16 protein-coding genes are annotated in these 17,827 nt (G+C 68.3%); 6 read left to right on the top strand and 10 right to left on the bottom strand.

All coding sequences use genetic code 11. The features are described 5' to 3' along the window. The first annotated feature begins 257 nt into the window (after window positions 1-257). Window positions 258-902 carry a glycine zipper 2TM domain-containing protein gene (locus QZM67_RS10120; RefSeq protein WP_301802385.1) on the top strand — a complete coding sequence of 215 codons (645 nt, stop codon included), beginning with the start codon at window positions 258-260 and terminating at the stop codon, window positions 900-902. Window positions 903-1,118: 216 nt separating this feature from the next. Here QZM67_RS10120 and QZM67_RS10115 read toward each other — a convergent pair whose 3' ends face one another. The 3 genes from QZM67_RS10115 to QZM67_RS10105 form a co-directional block, all read right to left on the bottom strand. Beyond that, on the bottom strand, window positions 1,119-2,510 hold the full coding sequence (locus tag QZM67_RS10115; protein ID WP_301802382.1) for an amino acid permease: 1,392 nt from the start codon (window positions 2,508-2,510) through the stop codon (window positions 1,119-1,121). Between the two features lie 106 nt (window positions 2,511-2,616). Then, complete coding sequence (locus tag QZM67_RS10110; protein ID WP_301802379.1) at window positions 2,617-3,867, bottom strand: FAD-binding oxidoreductase; 1,251 nt, start codon at window positions 3,865-3,867, stop codon at window positions 2,617-2,619. Between the two features lie 31 nt (window positions 3,868-3,898). Continuing rightward, a complete protein-coding gene (locus QZM67_RS10105) occupies window positions 3,899-4,252 on the bottom strand; it encodes a RidA family protein (RefSeq protein ID WP_089451827.1) in 354 nt (117 codons plus the stop codon). Window positions 4,253-4,540: 288 nt separating this feature from the next. Between QZM67_RS10105 and QZM67_RS10100 the strand changes: the two genes are divergently transcribed. The 3 genes from QZM67_RS10100 to QZM67_RS10090 all read left to right on the top strand — a co-directional run bounded on the left by QZM67_RS10100 (window position 4,541) and on the right by QZM67_RS10090 (window position 7,498). Then, the gene (locus QZM67_RS10100) at window positions 4,541-5,176 is read left to right on the top strand and encodes a helix-turn-helix domain-containing protein (RefSeq protein ID WP_175023760.1); all 636 of its coding nucleotides are present in this window, start codon (window positions 4,541-4,543) and stop codon (window positions 5,174-5,176) included. A gap of 157 nt (window positions 5,177-5,333) precedes the next feature. After that, the gene (locus QZM67_RS10095; protein ID WP_301768245.1) at window positions 5,334-5,843 is read left to right on the top strand and encodes a GNAT family N-acetyltransferase; all 510 of its coding nucleotides are present in this window, start codon (window positions 5,334-5,336) and stop codon (window positions 5,841-5,843) included. 296 nt (window positions 5,844-6,139) lie between these two features. Then, window positions 6,140-7,498, top strand: a complete 1,359-nt coding sequence (locus QZM67_RS10090; RefSeq protein WP_301802374.1) for an aspartate aminotransferase family protein — start codon at window positions 6,140-6,142, stop codon at window positions 7,496-7,498. A gap of 196 nt (window positions 7,499-7,694) precedes the next feature. On the opposite strand, the gene QZM67_RS10085 is transcribed toward QZM67_RS10090, so the two are convergent. The 5 genes from QZM67_RS10085 to QZM67_RS10065 all read right to left on the bottom strand — a co-directional run bounded on the left by QZM67_RS10085 (window position 7,695) and on the right by QZM67_RS10065 (window position 13,736). Next, the gene (locus QZM67_RS10085; protein ID WP_301802373.1) at window positions 7,695-8,975 is read right to left on the bottom strand and encodes a serine hydrolase; all 1,281 of its coding nucleotides are present in this window, start codon (window positions 8,973-8,975) and stop codon (window positions 7,695-7,697) included. Continuing rightward, the gene (locus QZM67_RS10080; protein WP_301802372.1) at window positions 8,975-10,171 is read right to left on the bottom strand and encodes a serine hydrolase; all 1,197 of its coding nucleotides are present in this window, start codon (window positions 10,169-10,171) and stop codon (window positions 8,975-8,977) included. Before QZM67_RS10080 ends, QZM67_RS10085 begins: the two co-directional genes overlap by 1 nt. Before the next feature lie 78 nt (window positions 10,172-10,249). Further along, entirely contained in the window at window positions 10,250-11,665 is a 1,416-nt protein-coding gene (hydA, locus tag QZM67_RS10075) for a dihydropyrimidinase (RefSeq protein WP_043186389.1), read from the bottom strand. Window positions 11,666-11,675: 10 nt separating this feature from the next. Further along, entirely contained in the window at window positions 11,676-12,404 is a 729-nt protein-coding gene (locus tag QZM67_RS10070; protein WP_043186387.1) for an aspartate/glutamate racemase family protein, read from the bottom strand. Between the two features lie 33 nt (window positions 12,405-12,437). Next, the gene (locus tag QZM67_RS10065; protein ID WP_301802371.1) at window positions 12,438-13,736 is read right to left on the bottom strand and encodes an MFS transporter; all 1,299 of its coding nucleotides are present in this window, start codon (window positions 13,734-13,736) and stop codon (window positions 12,438-12,440) included. A 172-nt stretch (window positions 13,737-13,908) separates the two neighbouring features. On the opposite strand from QZM67_RS10065, the gene QZM67_RS10060 reads away from it, so the two are divergent. Continuing rightward, window positions 13,909-14,625, top strand: coding sequence for a GntR family transcriptional regulator (locus QZM67_RS10060; RefSeq protein ID WP_301802370.1), 717 nt, complete (start codon window positions 13,909-13,911; stop codon window positions 14,623-14,625). Between the two features lie 43 nt (window positions 14,626-14,668). Here QZM67_RS10060 and QZM67_RS10055 read toward each other — a convergent pair whose 3' ends face one another. After that, window positions 14,669-15,844, bottom strand: a complete 1,176-nt coding sequence (locus QZM67_RS10055; protein WP_301802368.1) for a M20 aminoacylase family protein — start codon at window positions 15,842-15,844, stop codon at window positions 14,669-14,671. Between the two features lie 49 nt (window positions 15,845-15,893). Continuing rightward, entirely contained in the window at window positions 15,894-17,126 is a 1,233-nt protein-coding gene (locus QZM67_RS10050; protein ID WP_301802366.1) for a diaminopropionate ammonia-lyase, read from the bottom strand. A gap of 158 nt (window positions 17,127-17,284) precedes the next feature. Between QZM67_RS10050 and QZM67_RS10045 the strand changes: the two genes are divergently transcribed. Next, window positions 17,285-17,761, top strand: a complete 477-nt coding sequence (locus QZM67_RS10045; protein WP_043186374.1) for an Lrp/AsnC family transcriptional regulator — start codon at window positions 17,285-17,287, stop codon at window positions 17,759-17,761. Window positions 17,762-17,827: the final 66 nt, after the last annotated feature.

Here is a 17,827-nt window from a genome sequence, read left to right as displayed (position 1 = left end):
TCGCGGTGAAAGCGACCCAAAAACCGCTGGCCGCGCAGTGTCGGCATCACCGGAAAGCGGGGGTCCGGAGGCCGTCTCGCACCCTCGCCGGCCGTCGTTTCAGCGCGCCGCCCGGGCGACGATTTACGCGGCAACAGACTTTACACGTTGTTACCCGGCCGCACCGGACGCGCCTCCGGCCATTCCTTATACTCACGCCGAGTTCGCCACCCGTCCCGGAATTCGTCGGCGAACCCGTTGCCGATGCAGGAAACATCATGATGCGCATGCCTTCCACGAAGACCGTTCTGTTCGCCTCGCTCGTCGCCGTCGCGGCGCTTCCGCTGACCGCCTGCGTCGCGCCCGGTTACTACGGCGCGCAGCCGGGGTATCCGCAGCAGCAATACGCGACGCCCGGCTACGCGCAGCCCGCGTATTCGCAGCCGGGCTACGTGCAGCAGCAACAGCCGTATCCGAACCAGGCGCCGCAGCCGTACGATCAGTACGGCAACCAGCAGCAATACGGGTCGCAGCCGTATGACCAGTACGGCAATCAGCAGCAGTACGGCAACGGCTACGGCACGCAGTACGGCACGGTCTCGAACATCCAGCCGGTCAACGGTTCGGTCGGCCCGTCGGGCGTTGCCGGCACCGTCGTCGGTGCGCTGGTCGGCGGCCTGGTGGGCAACCAGTTCGGCCGCGGCCACGGCCGCGATGCGGCGACCGTGATCGGTGCGCTCGGCGGTGCGGTGGCCGGCAACCAGATCGGCCAGCAAATGGGTGCCGCGCAAGGCCCGAGCAGCTACCGGATCGACGTGCAGGTCAGCGACGGCACGATGCGCTCGTTCGACGTGCAGTCGCCGGGCAACCTGCGGCCGGGCGATCGCGTGCAGATCAACGGCAATCAGCTCGCCCGGTATTGATTCCGATCCGGTGCGCCTGAGCAGATCGGGCGCATCGTTGCGCGGTTGACGTCGGGCGCGGGTCCGGCGCGACCGCGCGCCTGCTTCACGCCATCCTTATCGTTCGTGGTGGCGCGGCGCGCATGACGCGCCGCCGGTACGGCCACGACACCTCGCCCCCGCCTTCAGCGCGCCCCCGTCGCCCGACCGGTCCCCCCACACCAACACACCTGGCCGTCACACACGCCCGACGCCAAGCCCGACACGCGTCGACCGTGCTGCCGCCTGCAGGTGCCGTGAACGCCGGTAGATGATCGCCATCAGCGCCATCACCGCCGCGCCGGCATACAGCGACCCACGTGTCGTCGGATCGACGCCGAGCATCACGAACACGAACGCGACGAACACGAGACAGATCCACGACGTGACCGACGCATACGGCATGCGGAACGCCACCGTCTCGCCGCGTGCGGCCAGCGTGCGCCGGAACCGCATGTGCGTCAGCACGATCATCGCCCAGATCACGGCCACGTCGAACGACAGGAACGACATCAGCCAGCCGAACACGCGCGCCGGAATCACGTAGTTCAGCACCACGCCGACCGACATGAACAGCACGGTCGCCCGCACCGCGCGCGACGGCGACCCGCTCGCGCTCAGCGCCGCGAACGACGCGGGCGCGAGGCCGTTGCCGGCCATGCTCGACAGCATCCGCGCGCCGCTGAACACAATGCAGTTGAAGCTCGACAGCGCAGCCGTCACGACCACGAAGTTGACGATGCCGGCCGCCTGCCGCAGCCCGAGCGATTCGAACGTCGTCACGAACGGGCTGCCATGCTCGCCGAGCTCGTGCCACGGATACAGCGCCATGATGATGAACAGCGCGCCGACGTAGAAGATCAGGATGCGCCACAGCACCGAGTTGATCGCGCGCGGGATCATCTTCTGCGGCTCGCGCGCCTCGCCGGCCGTGAGGCCGATCATCTCGACGCCCGCGAACGAATACGCGACGATCGGCAGCGCGCTCACGACCCCGAGCACGCCGTGCGGGAACACGCCGCCGTGACGCCACAGATTCGACAGGCCGACGGGCACGCCGCCGTGGCCGATCCCCGTGAACACGATCAGCGCGCCGCCCGCGATCATCAGCACGATCGTCACGACCTTCACGATCGCGAACCAGAACTCCAGCTCGCCGTACACCTTCACGTTGAGCAGGTTGAATGCCGAGATCGCGGCGATCGCCGACACGACCCACAGCCACTGCGGCACGTCCGGAAACCAGAAGCCCATGTAGATGCCGATGGCGGTCGTCTCCGCGACGCCGACGCCGACCATCAGCAGCCAGTAGCTCCAGCCGACCACGTAGCCGGCGAACGGCCCGACGTATTCGAACGCATACGCACCGAACGAGCCGGACACCGGCCGGTGTACGGCCATCTCGCCGAGCGCGCGCATGATCAGGAAGATCATCGCGCCGCCGATCAGGTAGGCGACGAGCGCGCCGGGCCCGGCCGCCTTGATCGCAGACGCCGAGCCGAGGAACAGGCCGACGCCGATGGCCATGCCGAGGGCCATGAACGAAATCTGGCGCGCGCCGAGTTCGCGCCGCATCGTGTGCTGTTGCATGTTGTCTCCAGTCGTTGATCGTCGCGGCAAGCCGGATCGGCCAGCCGCTGGACGGAGCGATCGGCGTCGTACGCCGGCCGCCCTGCTGCAGCGCATGGTCGCCGGTTCAGCGGCCGTGCAGAAAGCGTTCGACGCGAAACGGCGCCGGGTCGACGAACGGCTGCGTGCCGGTCATCAGGTCGGCGACCAGCCGGCCGGTCACGGGGCCGAGCGTGAAGCCGTGATGCGCATGCCCGAACGCGAACCACAGATCGCGGTGGCGCGGCGCCGCGCCGATCACGGGCAACATGTCGGGCGTGCACGGCCGGCGGCCGAGCCACGGTGCGCCGTCGACGCGCGCGCCGAGCGGAAACAGCTCGCGCGCGACCGGTTCGACGGCGGCGAGCTGGGTCGGCGTCGGCGGCGTATCGCGATAGCCGAGCTCGACGCCGGTCGTCAGGCGGATGCCGCGCGTCATCGGCGTGATCAGGAAGCCGCTGTCGGCATCGAGCACGGGCCGGTTCAGCCGCGCGCCCGGCTGCGCGGCGTAGTGCATGTGATAGCCGCGCTTGACCGCGAGCGGCAGCGTGTAGCCGAGCCGCTCGCACAGCAGGTCCGACCAGGGCCCGAGCGCGACGACCGCCGCGCGCGCGTCGACCGGGCCTTGCGCGGTGTCGACGCGCCAGCCGTTCGCGGCCGACAGCGTCAGTGCGTCGCCGGTCAGGATGCGGCCGCCGAGCTGCTCGAAGTGACGCGCATAGGCGGTCACGAGCGCATTCGGATCGCTGATCGAATCGGAGCCCGTATAGCGCAGCGCGCCGACCAGCGCACGGCTCAGGTTCGGCTCCGCGTCGCACAGCGCGGCCGCATCGAGCGCGTCGAAGGTCACGCCGTATTCGGCGCGCCAGCGCTCGGCGTCGCGCGTTTCGGCATCGCGCGTCGCGGCCGTGCGAAACACCTTCAGCCAGCCGCCTTCGCGCAGCAGCGCGCCGGCGCCGGCCGCGTCGATCAGCGCGCGATGCTCGGTCACGCAGTGTTCGATCAGCGGCGCATAGGCGCGCGCGATCTCGGCATGGCGCGCCGGATGCGAATTGCGCCAGTAGCGGTACAGGAACGGGATCAGCTTCGGCAGCGCGCCGACGTGATAGCGGACGTCGGGCGAGCGGTTGCACGCGTATTTCAGCAGCGTGCCGAAGCCGCGCGGAAACGCATACGGGTACACGCCTTCGCGCTGGATCAGCCCGGCATTGCCGAGCGACGTCTCGTTGCCGGGCGCCTTGCGGTCGACGAGCGCGACCGACAGGCCGCGCTGTTGCAGATGAACGGCGACGGATACGCCGATCATGCCGCCGCCCAGGACGAGCGTGTCGAATGTCATCGGGAACTCCTCGGGGCGGGCGGCGCGGGCGTCAGGCGAGCGCGGTCACGGCGATCTCGACGTCGAGACCGGGCTTCATCAGCAATGCCTGCACGCACGCGCGGGTCGGCGCGTGGCCGGCCGGCACCCACGCGTCCCATACCGCATTGAACGCGTCGAAGTGCGCGGCGTCGCTGAGCCACACGTTGGCCGTCAGCACGCGCGTCTTGTCGACGCCGGCCGATGCGAGCAGCGCGTCGATGCGCGTGAGGATTTCGGTCGCCTGCACGGCGATCGGCGCGCCGGCCGTATCGGGCACCTGGCCGGCCAGGTGGACGAAGCCGTTCGCGATCACGACCTGGCTCATGCGTGCGCCGGTCTGCAGACGTTTGATTTCGGTGGACATGGATTGCACCTTCGCGGGCCCGGCCGCGAGCGGCCGGAGAAATGACTGGGAAAGACCGCTGCCGTGCGCCGGATCGGGCAGCCGCCGCAACGGACGAGCTGCGCCGATTCGCACACGTGTCGTTCACGCCGGCCGCACCGGCCCCGCGAGTTTCGCGTCGTCCGATGCTAGAGTGGCCGTCACGCCCACCATCGGCGATTTCGACGAAAATTATCATATACGAGAAAATTTATTCTCGTATACGACAAAACCCGTATTCACGCCGCGCGCGTCGCGCCCCGTATCCGCATGCCCAAATCCACCGTTCCCGTTCCGCCGCCCACCGACGCCGCGCCGCAGCTCGACCACCAGACGGTCGGCGCGCGGCTGCGCGACGCGCGCAAGTCGCGCGGCCTGACGCTTGCGCAACTGTCCGAGCGCTCCGGTATCGCGGTGTCGACGATTTCGAAGGCCGAACGCGGCGACATCGCGCTCACCTACGACAAGTTCGCGGCGCTCACGCATGCGCTCGCGCTTGACTTCGACACGATGTTCGGCCGCCCCGCGGCCGCCGGCGCGATGACGCCGTCGTTCACGCCGGCCGGCCAGCAGATGGTCTACGACACGCCGAACTATGCGTACGGGATGCTCGCGAACGACCTGACCGGCAAGCGAATGGTGCCCGTGCGCGGGCGGATCCATGCGCGCAAGCTGTCGGACTTCGCCGACTACATCCGGCACAGCGGCGAGGAATTCGTGTTCGTGCTGAGCGGCGAGCTGGAGCTGCGCTTCGAGAACGGCCATGCGTACCGGCTGAGCGCCGGCGACAGCCTGTATTTCGACAGCGCGGTCGGGCACGTGTACCTGAGCCTCGGCGACACCGATGCCGAGGTGCTCGCGTGCTGCGTCGACGGCGATGCAACGCGGCCGCGCGACGCGATCTGAAGACTGCCGCGCGGCGCCCGGCACCCGATGCGGTCGGGATGCCCCATGCGTCGAACGCCGCGACGCGGCATCCGGATTCCCATTACGATAAGGACGATGCATCCCGCGGCCGCAGCGGCCCGCGCCGGCATGCACGACCCTCAACCGGAACGCCCCGATGACGATCACGACCCGCCTGCTCGACGCGGCCGACGCCGCCCGTTTCCAGACCGTTCGCCTGCGTGCAGTCGACACCGCGCCCACCTCTTTCCTGCCGACGCTCGACGAAGAATCGCAGGTGCCCGTCGACGAATTCGCGACGCGTATCACCCCGACCCATGAACGCGCCGTGTTCGGCGCGTTCGACGGCGATACGCTCGTCGGCATCACCGGCGTGCGCCGCGATGCGCGCGTGAAGATCGCGCACAAGGCGACGATCTGGGGCGTGTTCGTCGATCCCGCGTATCGCGGGCAAGGCATCGCGCAAACGCTGCTCGAAAGCGCGACCGCGCATGCGGCGCAAGCGTGGCAGTGCAAGCAGCTGATGCTGTGCGTGAACGAGGTCAACGCCACCGCGGAGCGGCTGTATGCGTCGCAAGGGTTCGTCCGGTTCGGTACGGAGCCGCGCTCGATGTTCTTCGATGGCCGCTTTTACGACGAGCACCACATGGTCAAGACGCTCGGGTGACGCGAACCAGCGGGGAACGGGCATCGTGAGACGCAGCCAGACGCGTCCTTGTGCCCGCTTCGTCCGCACCGGATCCGATGTCAAAGATGTGAGCGCCCACCAACTTTTCATGCAATAAAACAGGCCGGGCCGACCCTCGCCGGTTTATGCGCAAAAACTTTTAGAAAAAATATCTGCGCGTCGGCCCCGTCCCACGTTGCCGCACCCACACCAACCCGCCTCCGTAATTCCGCCCCTGTTCATCCCCCCTGCGCCCGCGCTATCGTTTCCGTACCTTCACAGCCCAGGAGCTGCCTTTGCCTTCCCGCCACGGAGTCGACCTCATCCGCGCCCGCGCGCTGTTCGATCGCGAGCGCCGCGCATTCAGCGAAGCGATGCCTCAATCCCGCGCACTGTCCGCGGAAGCATCCGAGCACTTGCTGTTCGGCGTGCCGTTGCACTGGATGCAGGACTGGTCGACGCCGTTCTCGCTGTACGTGAAGGAAGCGCGCGGCGCGACGTTCACCGACGTCGACGGCCACCGCTACGCCGACTTCTGCCTCGGCGACACCGGTGCGATGTTCGGCCATGCGCCTGAACCCGTCGCGCGGGCACTCATCGAGCAGGCCACGCGCGGCTACACGACGATGCTGCCGAGCGAGGATGCCGCGTGGGTGTCGCGCGAACTTGCGCGCCGCTTCCGGCTGCCGGTCTGGCAGTTCGCGCTGAGCGCGAGCGACGCGAACCGCTTCGTGCTGCGCTGGGCGCGCGCGGCCACCGGCCGCAACACGATCGTCGTGTTCAACGGCTGCTATCACGGCACGGTCGACGACGTATTCGTCGATCTCGTCGACGGCCGCCCGGTGCAGCGCGACAGCCTGCTTGGACAGTCCTACGACCTGCTCGCGAACACCCGCGTCGTCGAATTCAACGACCTCGCCGCGCTCGAAGCGGCGCTGAAAGGCGGCGATGTCGCCTGCGTGCTCGCGGAACCGGCGATGACGAACATCGGGATGGTGCTGCCCGATCCGGGCTTCTGGGAGGCGGCGCGCGAACTGACGCGCCGCTACGGCACGCTGCTCGTGATCGACGAAACGCATACGATCAGCAGCGGCCCGGGCGGCTACGCCGTCGCGCACGATCTCGAGCCGGACCTGCTGGTGGTCGGCAAACCGATCGCGGGCGGCGTGCCGTGCGCGGTGTACGGATTCAGCGCCGAATTCGCGGAACGCGCGAAGCAGGCGAAGCTGAACGCGCCGCCCGGCCATTCGGGAATCGGCACGACGCTCACCGCGAACATGCTCGCGATGCATGCAATGCGCGCGACGTTGGCCGAAGTCGCGACCGACGCGGCCTACGCTCACATGTTCGAACTCGCCGCGCGGCTCGCCGGCGGGCTCGAACAGGCGATCGCGAAACGCGGGTTGCCGTGGTGCGTGACGCGCATCGGCGCGCGCACCGAGTTCCAGTTCGCGCCCACGCCGCCGCGCAACGGCACGATCGCAGGCGAACAGCTCGACAGCGAACTCGAGCACATCGTGCACCTGTACCTGCTGAATCGTGGCGTGCTGATCACGCCGTTCCACAACATGATGCTCGTGTGCCCGCAGACGACGGCCGACGACGTCGATCGCCTCGTCGCGCAGTTCGACGCGTGCCTGGGCGAACTGGTCTGACGCCGCGCGCGCCCGGCTCGCGATCGCGCGGGCCGGGCGCATTCGCCGCAAAGCACCGCCTCCCGCCTGCCTTGGCAGATCCGTCGGATCGACCTCCGTACCCGGCACGCCTTCGGCGCGCGCGCTCAGCGCGAGTTCGCCGTGCAGCACCATGCGCGCTTCGATGGAAGCCCGCGCGGACGCACCGCCATCCAGCCTACTTCGGCAGATCGGTCGGATCGACCTGCGTGCCCGGCACGCCTTCGGTTCGCGCGCTCAGCGCCAGTTCGTCGTGCAGCACCGCGCGCGTTTCGACGGTAGCCGGCCCCGCCGCGCCGCCGTCGAGCGCCGGCAGGATATAGCCGTTCACCATCCGGCGGAACAGCTTCACGTTCTCCGCATCGCGCAGGCCGCCGTCCACCGGCAGCACGCCCGTTATCACGATGACCGTATTGCGCTTGGGCAGCACCGTGATGAACTGTCCCTTGAAGCCCATCGCGTCGAACTCGGGCTCGCTGTCGACGATGTTGTTGATCCACCAGTAGTAGCCGAAATGCGGCGACACGGCCGGCGACGTCATCTGCTCAATCCATGCGCGCGGCACGACTTGCTGCCCCTGCCAGCGGCCGCCGTCCAGCACGAGCATGCCGATCTTCGCCATGTCGATCGCGCGCAGCCGCAGCCCCCAGCCGGCCGACACGAGCCCCGTGCGGTCCGCGCGCTCCCACGCCGCGTGCTTCATGCCCAGCGGGCCGAACAGCCGCGCCTGCGCCACGCGCTCGACCGGCTCCCCCGCGGCCGCGCTCAACATCGCAGACGCCAGGATCGGATTGACGTCGGTGTACTCGAACTCGGTGCCCGGCGCGACCTTCGGCTGCGCCGACGCGGCGAGCTTCAGCCGGTCCGGCGCGGTGTAGTAGATCGGATCGTCCTTCGGGCTGAAGTCGTAGTGCAATCCACTCGACATCGACAGCACATGCTTCAGCTGGATATCGTGCTTGTCCGCGAGCGCGCCGCCGAGGTCGGGACGCCACGCGGCAAGCCGCGCGGCTACCGGATCGTCGAGATGCACCGCGCGCTGATCGACGAGGATGCCCGCGACGAGCGACGTCACGGCCTTCGTGACCGAGTACAGCTCGTAGGTCGCGTCGCGCGACGCATTCGCGCCGTAGCGCTCGAAGATCAGCTTGCCGTCCTTCACGATCAGCAGGCTGTACACGTCGAGCTTCTGCTCGCGGATCCAGCGCGACAGATCGACGAGCCGCCGCGAATCGACGCCGACCTCCTCCGGCGCGGCGGCGGCGATGCCTGTTTCATGCAGCGGCGACAACGCATCGGCCGCCTGTGCGGCAGAAAGCGCGGGCGCGAACGCACCGCCGCCGATCAGCAGCGCCGCGAGCCGCGCGAGCAGCCGTCGCATGAAAGGCACGGCGCGCGAGGCGGGCCGCCGCACGTCGGGCCACGCAGCCGAGCCGGCCATCATGTTCGTCATCCTCATCAAATCTCCGGTGCGTCGTTGAACGCGGCGGCGGTACCGGGCACGCCCTTCGTCTGCCGGCTGCGCGCGAGTTCGTCGCGCAGCGCCTGCGTGGTTTCCGCACGCTCGACCGGCGGCTGCGCCGGTGTCAGCGCGGGCAGGATGTAGTCGCCGACCATCTTGCGATACAGGTTCAGATAGGTCGCATCGCGCAGCCCGCCGTCGGTCGGCAGCAGGCTCGTCATCACGACGACCGCGCGCTGCGCGGGCAGCACCGTGATGAACTGCCCCTTGAAGCCCATCGCGCCGAACTCGGGCGTGCCGTGCTCGACCACGTGGTGAATCCAGCAGTAGTAACCGTAATCCGCCGCAGCCGGCGACGGCGTGGTCATCTGCCGGACCCAATCGACCGGCACGACCTGCCGGCCGTTCCAGCGGCCCTGATCGAGCAGCAGCATGCCGATCTTCGCCATGTCGACGGCACGCAGCCGCAAGCCCCAGCCGCCGGCCACCGCGCCCGTGCCGTCGGCGCCGCTCCAGCGGTAGTGCGCGAAGCCGAGCGGCTCGAACAGCCGCTTGCGCGCGAATTCGTCCTCGCGCTCGCGCGCGGCGATCGACACGGCCGTGCCGACCAGCACGGGATTCACGTCGATATAGTCGAACTGCTTGCCGGGCGGCTGCGACGCGCGGCTCGTCACCGCGACGCGCAACCGGTCCGGCGCGTCGTAGTACAGCGGATCGGTGCCCTCGCGCGTCGTGTAGCGCAGCCCGCTCGACATCGCCATCAGGTGCCGCAGCTCGATGTCCTGCTTGTCCGCGAGTTCAGCCGCGAGATCGGGCCGCGCGGCTGCGATCAACGGCGCGACCTTCGTCGCCGGGCCGAGCTTGCCCTCGCCGTCGAGGATGCCGGCGAGCAGCGCGGTGACCGTCTTCGTCACCGAATACAGCTCGTAGTTGTTGTCGCGCGTGAGGCCATCGCCGTAACGCTCGAACACGATCCTGCCGTCCTTCACGACGACGAGGCTGCGCACGTCCATCCGGTCGCGGCGCAGCCATTCGGACAACCGCACGAGCGGCGCCGAATCGACGCCGACCGATTCGGGCACGACGCTCGGCATGTCCTGCGCCGCATCGCCGGCGGCCAGCGCCGGGCCGCCGCACGAACCGGCGACGACGGTCGCCGCCACGAGGCGCCGCATTGCGTGGGTAACGCTCATGTCCGCTCCTTCAAAATCGTTTGATACGGATGACGCCCGCGCGTCGCGCGGGCGCTCCCCGTTCCGTCGCATCGAACATCAATCCAGGCACGGCTTGCCGGCTGGCAGGAAGCGTCCGCGCCCCGGCTCGGCCGCGAGCAGCCGGCCGTCCTCGACGAGCAGCTCGCCGCGCGACAGGCAATGACGCGGCCAGCCCGTCACCTCGATCCCTTCGTACGGCGTGTAGTCGACCGCGTGATGCAGCGACGCATTCGCGATCCGCACACGCTTGTCCGGATCCCACACGACGATATCCGCGTCGGCGCCGATCGCGATTGTCCCCTTGCGCGGATACAGCCCGTACAGCTTCGCGGGCCGCAGCGACGTCAGCTCGACGAACTCGTGCAGCGACAGCCGCCCTTCGCGCACGCCGTTGAACAGCAGCGGCAGCCGCGTCTCGAGCCCCGGGATGCCGTTCGGGATGTGGTCGAACGACACCGGATGCCCGCCCGGATGCTTGCCGCACGGATCGTCGTAGTTGAACGGCGCGTGATCGGACGAGAACACCGAGAACACGCCCTGCTTCAGCGCCTTCCACACGGCCTGCTGGTTCGCCGGATCGCGCGGCGGCGGGCTGCACACGCACTTCGCGCCTTCGTAGCCGTCGTGGCCATCGTGACCGAGATCGGCGGCGGTCAGATACAGGTATTGCGGACAGGTTTCGGCGAGGATCGGCAGCCCGCGCGACTGCCCCCAGCGGATCTGCTCGATCGCCTCGGCGCCCGACACGTGCACGATCAGGATCGGCACGTCGACGAGTTCCGCGAACGCGATCGCGCGATGGGTTGCCTCGCGCTCGACCACGGCCGGCCGTGCGTGCGCATGGAAATGCGGCGCGACGTGGCCGTCGCCGAGCAGCCGCTCGGTCAGCCAGCCGATGCAGTCGGAATTCTCCGCATGCACCATCACCAGCGCGCCGTGCTCGCGCGCGACCGACAGCACGTCGAGCATCTGCCGGTCGTTCAGCTTCAGATCGTCGTAGGTCATGTACACCTTGAACGACGTGTAGCCGTTCGCGATCAGCCGCGGCAGCTCTTCCGCCAGCACGTGCGGCGTCGGATCGGCGACGATCAGGTGGAAGCCGTAGTCGACCAGCGCGCGCCCTTCCGCACGCCGGTGATAGTCGTCGACCGCCGCCTGCAGCGACTGGCCCTTCGCCTGCGCGGCGAACGGGATCACGGTGGTCGTGCCGCCGCACAGCGCCGAGCGCGTGCCGGACAGGAAATCGTCGGCCATCCGCAGCCCGTCGGGCATCGGCTGATCGAGGTGGCAGTGCGCATCGACGCCGCCCGGCATCACGAGCATCCCGCTCGCATCGAGCTCGCGCGGCGCGCGCGGCAGCCCGTGACCGAGCATGGCCACGCGCCCCGCGCGAATGCCGATGTCGCACGAGAACCGGTCCGCCGCCGTCACGACATCCGCGTGACGGATCACGAAATCGAGATCGTTCGACATGGCGCGCGCCTCAGATCACGTCGCTGAAGAGCCGCCCCCAGCCCTTCACCTGCCGCGTGTCGTAATCGGCGAGTTGCAGCGACTTCCACACGACGGTCGAGATCGTGTCGTAGATCGGGATGCCCGTCTCCTCCTCGAGCGCCGGCACGAGATGCGCGGCGTTCAGGTTCGTGCAGAAGATCGAGATCGCGCGCGGGCCGGCCTTCGCGACTTCGCGCACCATGTCGCCGATCGTGTCGCCCGCCACTTCGGAGAACGAGAAATTGACCTTCAGGTTCAGGTGGCGCTCTGCGATGCAGTTCAGGCCCGAGCGGCGGTAGTTGTCGACGATCTTCGTCTGCACGTCGTCGAGATACGGCGTGACGAGGCCGAACTCGTGCGCGTTCGTCTTCTTCAGGATCTCGTTGAGCGCGAGCACCGACGTGGTGGCCGGAATGCCGGTCGCCGCGGTGATGCGCTCGCACAGCCGCTCGTCGGCCTCGAAGCCGAGCCAGCCCGATGACGTGCCGTTCCACGCGATCACGTCGACCTTCGCGTCGGCGAGCAGCATCGCGGCCTGGATGATCTTGTCGTCGTCAAACTGGCCGAGCGCCTGGCCCGTCAGCGAGATCTCGGTAACCGGGAAGCGCGCGAAGTGCGCGGACACGCCCGGCAGGCCGGCGACCATCGCGCTCGTCAGCGGTTCGAGCGAGGTGTTGGAAGACGGCGTGAGCATGCCGAGCAGCGTACGTTTTTTCATGATGGGTTTCTCTCTACCAGTGAAAAGGGTCGGTCAGACCGGGAGCTTGCTTTCGTAGTCGATCGCGCTGGAGCACACGAGCAGGCCGACGCCGGCCGCCGCGAACACCATCAGCGCAAGGAAATAGGAACCGGTGAACTGCACGATCGCGCCGACGACGATCGGCACGGTGACGCCGCCGAGGTTGCCGCCGAGGTTCATCAGGCCGCCGAGGAAGCCGATCTTGTTGCGCGTGCCGAGCGACGACGGGATGCACCAGTACAGCCCGCACCAGCGCAGGAAGAACAGCGTCGACGACAGCAGCGCGACGCACACGATCGGGTCCTTCACGTACGCGACGGAGAAGATCGACACGGTGGCGATCACCGCGGCGATACCGAACAGCGTGCGCATCACGACGTTCGGGCGGCCGCCCGCGGCCTTCCACTTGTCGGCGATCCAGCCGCCGAGCAGTTCGCCGACGAAGCCGCTGAAAAAGATGATGAAGGTCGAGCCGCCCATCTGCTTGATGTCGAAGCCGTGCACCTTGTGCAGGTAGTTCGGCATCCACGTGAGCAGCCCGTAGAACACGCTGTTGAAGCACATCCAGCCGAAGAACATGCACCACACCGAGCGGTACTTGAAGAAGTCGCGCGAACGGCCCGACGCGCCGGCCGGCTCCGCCGCGAGGTCGCTCGCGTGCGACGCCTCGATGTAGTCGGCCTCGAGATCGTTGACGCCGGGATGCTCACGCGGCGTGTTGCGGATGTAGTTCCACGCGACCACGCCCGCCAGCACCGTGCCGACGCCGGCCACCGCGAACGCGAGCCGCCACGAGCCGAGCAGCGCGATCAACCCGGCGATCAGCACCGCGCCCAGTGCCGCGCCGAGCGGTGCGCCGCCGTCGAGCAGCGTGGCGCCGCGGCCGCGCTCGGTCTGCGTCATCCAGATCGCGTTGAGCTTGCCGCCGGCCGGATAGATCGGCGCTTCGGCCGCGCCGAGGCCGAGGCGCGTAAGCAGCAGCGACGGCGCGTTCGTGCACAGCGCGGCGATCGCCTGGAAAAAACCCCAGAACACCGTGGCAGTCGCGATCACGATGCGCGGCTTGAAGCGGTCGGCGAGCATCCCGCCCGGGATCTGCATCACCGCGTAGGTCCAGAAGAACGAGCTGAGGATCAGACCCTCCATCGCGGGCCCGATGTTGAACTCCTGCGAGATGTAAGGCATGGCGACGGACAGCGACGCGCGATCGACGTAGTTGATCGCGATCAGGCTCAGCATGACGACGAATATCTTCCAGCGGACGGCGGACTTGCCGACCGTCAAGGCGGCGACACCGGAGGTTGAAGACATGGACGGACTCCAGGATTGAACGAGGATGGTCGGAACGTCGCGCAACGTGGAGCCGAGTATAGGATTAGAAATTTATAATTACACATGGTGTAAACGATTGGTTTTATTGGAATTGTGTTTACGTTATCGGTGAGCTTGGCCTGCACCGGGATCGTGATAAGCTTGCACCATCATGAGCCAGACACCCCGCAATCCCCTGCTTCTGCGCACCCGCGGCATGGCCGCGGAGATCGCCGCGCGCCTGCGCGTGATGATCGACGAGGGCGAGCTGCCGCCCGGCGCGCGGATCGACGAGAAGGAGCTCAGCCTCGCGTTCGACGTGTCGAAGACGCCGCTGCGCGAAGCGCTGAAGGTGCTCGTCGCGGAAGGGGCCGTCACGCACCGCCAGTACATCGGCTATCGCGTCGCGTCGATCGACCTCGACGACCTGATCTCGACCTTCGAGCTGCTGCACGGCCTGGAAGCGATGGCCGGCGAGCTGCTGCGCCGGCGGATCGGCACGGCGACGCTCGCCGCGCTGCAGGCGAAGCACCGGCGGATGGTCGAATGCCACGAGGCCGGCAAGCGCGTCGAGTATTTCCGGCTGAACCAGCAGATTCATCAGATGATCGTCGACGCGGCCGGCAACCCTGTGCTGTCGGGCATCTACGCGTCGCTGATGTCGAAGGTGCATCGCGCGCGCGGCGCGGCGAACGCCGATACCTTGCGCTGGGCCGAGTCGCTGCACGAGCACGAGGCCATCATGGCCGCGCTCGCTGATCCCGACCACGCGGTGCTGCCGCAGATCCTGCGCAGCCATTCGGAGAACACCGCGCGCGAAGTGCTCGCCATCCTCGACCGGACGACGGGCACGGCCGACACGCAGGGCAAGCGCGCGGCCGAAGCGTGACGGCCTCGCCACGCGGGTGCGTGGCGGCCTGAGTTGTCGTCCGTTACGCGGCGCGCAGCGCCCGCCGCGCCACTTCCGCGAAATACCGCGCGCCCACCGGCAGGATCTCGTCGTTGAAATCGTAGCCCGCGTTGTGCAGCGGCACGCCGCCGCGCCCGGCCGCGTCGCCGTTGCCGATGAACACGAAATTGCCGGGCACGGCCTGCAGGAACGCGCCGAAATCCTCCGAGATCATCATCGGCTGCACGTCGGCGTTCACCGCGTCGGCGCCCGCGACCTGCGCCGCGGCCTGCACGGCCGTGTCGACCCATTCCGGCGAATTCACCGTCGGCGCGAACTCGTGCGTGTAGTCGAACGTGCACGCCGCGCCGTGCGTGCGGCAGATCCCTTCGCTGATCTCGCGCATCCGCGTGGCCAGCAACGCCTGCACGTCGCGCGAATAGCTGCGCGTGTCGCCCTTGATCGTCACGGTCGACGGCAGCACGTTGCGCAGCCCGTCGGTGATGAACTCCGTACACGAGATCACGGCCTGCTGGCCCGGATCGAGATTGCGCGACACGATCGTCTGCAGCGCGAGCACGACCTGTGCGCCGATCACGATCGGATCGATGCCCATGTGCGGGCGCGCCGCATGCGTGCCGCGCCCGTCGATCCGGATCACGAAGTTGTCTTCGCTCGCCATGATGCCGCCCGCGCGCGTCGAGAAGGTGCCCGCACGCATCCCCGGCATGTTGTGCGCGCCGAAGATCGCGTCGACCGGAAAGCGCTCGAACAGCCCGTCGGCCATCATCGCCTTCGCGCCGCGGCCATGCTCCTCGGCCGGCTGGAAAATGAAACGCACGGTGCCGTCGAAATCCTTGCGCTCGGCCAGCAGCTGCGCAGCGCCGAGCACCATCGACATGTGGCCGTCGTGTCCGCACGCATGCATCTTGCCGGGCGTGCACGATGCGTATTCGCGGCCCGGCGCGTGCTCGGCGATGTTCAGCGCATCCATGTCCGCGCGGATGCCGATCGCGCGTTTGCCGGTGCCGGCCGTCAGGTTCGCGACGAGCCCCGTGCCGCCGATCCCGCGATGCACGTCGAGCCCGAGCGTCGTCAGGATGCGCGCGACGTAGTCCGACGTGTTCACTTCTTCGAAACCCGTCTCCGGATGCTGGTGCAGATGGCGGCGCCAGGTCTTCAATTGCCCCTGCAGCGTGCTTTCTTCGATTGCGTCCATGGCGTTTGCCTCGTCAGTCGTAGTCGGTCGGGATCGGTCGGGATGTCGTTCAGGCCGCGACCGCCGCGCGGTCCAGCCAGGCGCGCTGCCGCGCGAGCACCGCGTCGGCCGTCTCGCCGACGCACTGCCGGTACACGGACGGCGCCGTCGCGCCTTCCGTATTGATCGCCAGCACGCGCGAATGCGCGTCGAGCCCCACCTGCCGCGCGAGCACCGGGTCGCGCATCAACACTTCCAGCCCCGCGACACCGGCCGCTCCCGATTCTCCGGCCACGAGCGGCACGTCGCGTTCGCTGCCGGCCGCGAGGCCGCGCATCGCCTGCACCGCGTCCTCGTCGTCGATCAGCATGAAGTAGTCGACGCACATCTCGAGGAAATCCCACGCAAGCGGCGACGCCTCGCCGCACGCCAGCCCGGCCATCACCGAATCGACGCTGCCGGTCGCCTTGGTCGCGCGCCCGGCCAGTGCGCTCTGGTACAGGCAGTCGGCCTGGCGCGGCTCGACGACGATGAAGTGCGGCCGCTGCACGCCGTCGCGCTCCCACAGGTAACTCGCGACGCCCGCGGCGAGGCCGCCCACGCCGCCCTGCAGCAGCACATGCGTGAACGGCCGCCCATCGTCCTGCGCCGCCTGCGCGGCGGCCTCGGCCGCGATCACGCCATAGCCCTGCATCACGTCGCGCGGAATCGCCTCGTAGCCGTCGTACGACGTATCCGACACGACATACCAGCCATTCGCCTGCGCGAGCTGCGCCGCGCAGACGACCGACTCGTCGTAGTTCCCCTCGATGCGCACGATCCGCGCGCCGTACGCCGAGATCGCGCGCTCGCGCTCGGCTTCGACGTTCGCGTGCAGCACGATCACGCACGCGCAGCCGATCGCGCGCGCGGCGGCGGCGAGCGCACGGCCGTGATTGCCGTCGGTCGCGCTGATCACCGTCAGGTCGGCCAGTTCCGCCGCGTAGCGGCCGGTGACGAGTCCTTGCGGATCGAGATCCTGCGTGCGCCGCAGGCGCTTCACGAGCCGCACCAGCGCGATCGGCGCGCCGAGCGCCTTGAAGCTGCCGAGCGGCGAGCGGCACGACTCGTCCTTCACGCTGACGCTCGCGACGCCGAGCCGCGCGGCGAGATCCGGCAGCGCGCGCAGCGGCGTGCGCGCGTTGCCGACGAGCGGCCAGTGCGACAGCCACGCGCCGCTTTCGTCGGCCGAGGCGATGTTCATCACGCGGCGCAGCGCGTGGGGATAGGCGGCGCGCGATGCGCGGGGGTTGGCGATCAGCATGGCGGGCAGCACTCCGTGAGTCGGTTCGGGTCGGGCGCGCACGGGTTGCACGCGCCGCCGGTTCGAAAAATAATATTGCGCACGCGGGTCAATAAAATCGCCAATTCGGCGGCCGTCACGCAAAAATTTCTCATTCTTTCGAGGCTTCACGCGCCATCATGACCACCCCACTCGATGCGTTCGATCGCAAGCTGCTGATGGAACTCCAGCGCGACGCGCAGACGCCGCAAAGCGAACTCGGCGCGCGCGTCAACCTGTCGACCGCCGCCGTGAACCGGCGCCTGAAGCGTCTCGCGGACGACGGCGTGATCGAGCGCTACACGGCCATCGTCGCACCGGACAAGGTCGATCATCCGCTGACGATCGTCGTCAACGTCGAAGTCGAAAGCGAGCAGATCGACCAGCTCGACGCGATGAAGCGGACCTTCGAGCGCTGCCCGCAGATCCAGCAGTGCTACTACGTGACCGGGGAATGGGATTTCGTGCTGATCCTCGCCGTCCGCAACATGGATCAGTACAACGCGCTCACACGCGAGCTGTTCTTCGCGAACAACAACGTGAAGCGGTTCAAGACGCTGGTGAGCATGAGCCGCGTGAAGGTCGGGCTCGAGGTGCCGGTCGAGCCGGGCGAGTAAGTGAGCGGTTGCACACATGAGGCAACCGGCGCTTGCATGCGCCGGTCGCCTCCCATCGACGGCTAC

Source organism: Burkholderia sp. AU45251 (assembly GCF_030482905.1).
Classification (GTDB): Bacteria; Pseudomonadota; Gammaproteobacteria; order Burkholderiales; family Burkholderiaceae; genus Burkholderia; species Burkholderia aenigmatica.
This window is presented reverse-complemented; position numbering and strand designations above follow the sequence as displayed.

Excerpts from the sequence above, each read along its gene's own strand:
- QZM67_RS10120 (WP_301802385.1), top strand. The coding sequence starts at position 258 with ATGATGCGCATGCCTTCCACGAAGACCGTTCTGTTCGCCTCGCTCGTC.
- QZM67_RS10115 (WP_301802382.1), bottom strand. The coding sequence starts at position 2,510 with ATGCAACAGCACACGATGCGGCGCGAACTCGGCGCGCGCCAGATTTCG.
- QZM67_RS10110 (WP_301802379.1), bottom strand. The coding sequence starts at position 3,867 with ATGACATTCGACACGCTCGTCCTGGGCGGCGGCATGATCGGCGTATCC.
- QZM67_RS10105 (WP_089451827.1), bottom strand. The coding sequence starts at position 4,252 with ATGTCCACCGAAATCAAACGTCTGCAGACCGGCGCACGCATGAGCCAG.
- QZM67_RS10100 (WP_175023760.1), top strand. The coding sequence starts at position 4,541 with ATGCCCAAATCCACCGTTCCCGTTCCGCCGCCCACCGACGCCGCGCCG.
- QZM67_RS10095 (WP_301768245.1), top strand. The coding sequence starts at position 5,334 with ATGACGATCACGACCCGCCTGCTCGACGCGGCCGACGCCGCCCGTTTC.
- QZM67_RS10085 (WP_301802373.1), bottom strand. The coding sequence starts at position 8,975 with ATGAGGATGACGAACATGATGGCCGGCTCGGCTGCGTGGCCCGACGTG.
- QZM67_RS10080 (WP_301802372.1), bottom strand. The coding sequence starts at position 10,171 with ATGAGCGTTACCCACGCAATGCGGCGCCTCGTGGCGGCGACCGTCGTC.
- hydA (WP_043186389.1), bottom strand. The coding sequence starts at position 11,665 with ATGTCGAACGATCTCGATTTCGTGATCCGTCACGCGGATGTCGTGACG.
- QZM67_RS10070 (WP_043186387.1), bottom strand. The coding sequence starts at position 12,404 with ATGAAAAAACGTACGCTGCTCGGCATGCTCACGCCGTCTTCCAACACC.
- QZM67_RS10065 (WP_301802371.1), bottom strand. The coding sequence starts at position 13,736 with ATGTCTTCAACCTCCGGTGTCGCCGCCTTGACGGTCGGCAAGTCCGCC.
- QZM67_RS10060 (WP_301802370.1), top strand. The coding sequence starts at position 13,909 with ATGAGCCAGACACCCCGCAATCCCCTGCTTCTGCGCACCCGCGGCATG.
- QZM67_RS10055 (WP_301802368.1), bottom strand. The coding sequence starts at position 15,844 with ATGGACGCAATCGAAGAAAGCACGCTGCAGGGGCAATTGAAGACCTGG.
- QZM67_RS10050 (WP_301802366.1), bottom strand. The coding sequence starts at position 17,126 with ATGCTGATCGCCAACCCCCGCGCATCGCGCGCCGCCTATCCCCACGCG.
- QZM67_RS10045 (WP_043186374.1), top strand. The coding sequence starts at position 17,285 with ATGACCACCCCACTCGATGCGTTCGATCGCAAGCTGCTGATGGAACTC.